This is a genomic window from Massilia sp. CT11-108, from assembly GCF_047302915.1.
Classification (GTDB): Bacteria; Pseudomonadota; Gammaproteobacteria; order Burkholderiales; family Burkholderiaceae_D; genus Telluria; species Telluria orientalis.
The window spans coordinates 1-2721 of sequence record NZ_JBKYMO010000638.1 but is presented as its reverse complement, the minus strand read 5'-3'; the positions used below and the strand labels follow the sequence as shown (position 1 = coordinate 2721).

Here is a 2721-nt window from a genome sequence, read left to right as displayed (position 1 = left end):
GCTGGCGCGCGACGGTGTCCAGCTCTGCGTACACGGCGCCGTTCTCGGCCGGCGGCCGGATGTTGACGGTCGTCGACAGCACGAGCGGCACGTCGCGCAGGGGCTCGGCCAGCGCCTGGAGGGCGTTTTCCGTGTGCACGGTGCCGGGCAGGCGGAACGGAAAGGCGTCGTCCAGCATCGTCGCCACGTGGGCGCGCTGGGCCAGCAGGTAGTAATAGGTGACGGGGATGCCTTCGTCGCGGAAGCCGAGGGCCTGGCGGTAGCGCCGCAGCTGGTTCGAATCGATGCTGTCGAGCACGTATGCGGTGCGCGGGGTGCGCACGCCGTTCAGGCGGCGCGGGCGTTTGAACAGGGCGCGCAGCAGGGTGGCGGCGCCCAGTGAGGGAAGCGGTGACGGAGAGTCGGCTGTCATCGTGGACTTCGGAAAACCAAAATCCCATTGTGCCTGAAATTCTGTGTTCCATTGCAAGACTTGTGAAATGCGCTCATCCGCGCTACCCTTACGTATTGGTATAAAGAATCGCAGTTTTAGATGAGGATGGAATGAAGAAGCAAGCGTTGTTGGTGTTGGCACTGTCCACGGCGGGTCTCGCCACGGCCCAGGAGGTCGTGAAAATCGGCCACGTGGCCTCGATGACGGGACCGGTGGCCCATTTCGGCAAGGACAGTGAAAACGGCGTGCGCATGGCGATCGACGCGCTGAACGCGCGCGGCGCCACGATCGGCGGCAAGAAGGTGAAATGGGTGCTCGTGCCGGAAGACGATGCGGGCGACCCGAAGGCGGCGACCACCGCGGCACAGAAGCTGGCGGATGCAAGGGTAAACGCCGTGATCGGCCACGAAACGTCCGGCACGACGATCCCGGCGGCGAAGATCTACAACGACGCCGGCATCCCGCAGGTCTCGCCGTCGGCCACGAATCCGAAATACACGCAGCTGGGCTACAACACGGCGTTCCGCGTCGTCGCGAACGACATCCAGCTGGGCCGCGCGCTGGGCCGCTACGCCGTCAAGACGATGGGCGCGAAGCGCATCGCCGTCATCGACGACCGCACCGCCTACGGCCAGGGCCTCGTCACGGAATTCACGAACAGCCTGCGCCAGCAGGGCGTGAACCCGGTCGCGCGCGAATTCACGAACGACAAGGCGACGGACTTCGCCGCCATCCTGACGCGCATCCGCGCCGGCAACCCGGACCTCGTGTTCTTCGGCGGCATGAACGCCGTGGCGGGCCCGATGCTGCGCCAGATGAAGCAGCTGGGCATCAACGCGAAGATGATGGGCGGCGACGGCATCTGCTCGGACGCCATGCAGCCGCTGTCGGGCAATACGATGACGGATGGCCAGGTCGTGTGCGCGGAAGCGGGCGGCGTGGAAGAGAAGGGCAAGGCAGGCATGGACAAGTTCCGCGCCGACTATAAAAAGCGCTTCGGCATCGACGTGCAGATCATCGCGCCGTATTCGTACGACGCGGTGCTGGCGATCGCTTCGGCCATGGACAAGGCGGGATCGAGCGCGCCGGCGAAATACCTGCCGGCGCTGGCGAAGGTCCGCTATCCGGGCGTCACCGGCACCATCGCGTTCGACGCCCACGGCGACATCCGCGACGGCGTGCTGACCCTGTACACGTTCAAGGGCGGCCACCGCACGCCGATCGGCGTCACGAAGTAACGCTTGCCCGCGCGGGTGCGCGCATCAACTCGTCCACCAGCTGGCGGGTGGCCTGCAGCACCTGCTCGGATACGGCCGGGTTGCCCTTGGCGGCGCCGCGCGCCACCGCGAGACTCCCGATCATCGTGGATACGACGACCATCGCGCGGGCGAGGGCGTCGCTGTCCGGATCGTTCTGCGCGATCTGGCGCTCGAACGCGCGCACCATCACCATATAGCCCTCGGCGAAGCGGGCGCTGAGCGCCTTGTCCTGGCGCCCGATCTCGCTGGCCGACGCCGCCATCGCGCAGCGGTTGCCGAAGTCGTCGCGCGATTCCAGCGACAGGTAGCGGTCGAGGAAGCGCGCGAGGTCGGGCATGCCGTCCACCGTGCCCGAATACATGCGCGAATTGGCCTGGTCCAGGCCATACGACAGGGCTTCCAGCGCCAGCTCTTCCTTCGACCGGAAATGGGCATACAGCGCCCCGTGGGTGAGCCCCGCTTCCTTGCTGATCTCGGCGACCCCGACGCCGTCGATGCCGCGTTCGCGGAACAATTTGCTCGCCGCGCGGATCAATGCGGCGCGGTTGTCGGCGGCCTTCTCTTTGCTGATTCTCATGCTGTGCGTGTGGTGCCGGAAGCGCGTCGCGTTGGCTGGGCGGCGCAGTCCCATCGGATGAAATTATGATTGTGCCTGCGAGTATAGCGCTTCGCGGGTAGCGCTGCGCGTAGCGAAATTGTTGACATTGGCACGGGCGACGGACAATGCACCATCCTGGTGAAAGGGGGCCGAAGTTACATTTCGTTCGCCACGTTCAGCCGGGCGGGCCGGTCGCGCGAATGCTGCTATCCTGCGCTTGTCCGATCAACCACCGACCATGGAGATCCACGGCGATGCCGGCCGATCCGCCTTCCGATGCCCCGTTCTACGTCGTCCTGAATGCCGGCTCCGGCCGGGCCGAGACCGACCTGCGTTGCACGACGATCCGCGCCGTGCTGGGGGCGGCGGGGCGGTCCTGCGAACTGGAGGTCGTGCACGATGCGGCGAAGCTGGAGGACGCGGCGCGCGTC

2 protein-coding genes and 1 pseudogene are annotated in these 2721 nt (G+C 66.3%); 1 reads left to right on the top strand and 2 read right to left on the bottom strand.

The features are described from left to right. Positions 1–412: pseudogene (locus ACEN88_RS28730) on the bottom strand (hypothetical protein); the annotation flags it as partial. Positions 413–543: 131 nt separating this feature from the next. Between ACEN88_RS28730 and ACEN88_RS28725 the strand changes: the two are divergent. Then, positions 544–1671 carry a branched-chain amino acid ABC transporter substrate-binding protein gene (locus tag ACEN88_RS28725; RefSeq protein ID WP_413345176.1) on the top strand — a complete coding sequence of 376 codons (1128 nt, stop codon included), beginning with the start codon at positions 544–546 and terminating at the stop codon, positions 1669–1671. Here the strand turns inward: ACEN88_RS28725 and ACEN88_RS28720 are convergent. Next, entirely contained in the window at positions 1661–2269 is a 609-nt protein-coding gene (locus tag ACEN88_RS28720; protein ID WP_413345174.1) for a TetR/AcrR family transcriptional regulator, read from the bottom strand. The genes ACEN88_RS28725 and ACEN88_RS28720 overlap by 11 nt on opposite strands. Positions 2270–2721: the final 452 nt, after the last annotated feature.

Coding starts and splice junctions, on each gene's coding strand:
- ACEN88_RS28720 (WP_413345174.1), bottom strand. CDS start 2,269: ATGAGAATCAGCAAAGAGAAGGCCGCCGACAACCGCGCCGCATTGATC.
- ACEN88_RS28725 (WP_413345176.1), top strand. CDS start 544: ATGAAGAAGCAAGCGTTGTTGGTGTTGGCACTGTCCACGGCGGGTCTC.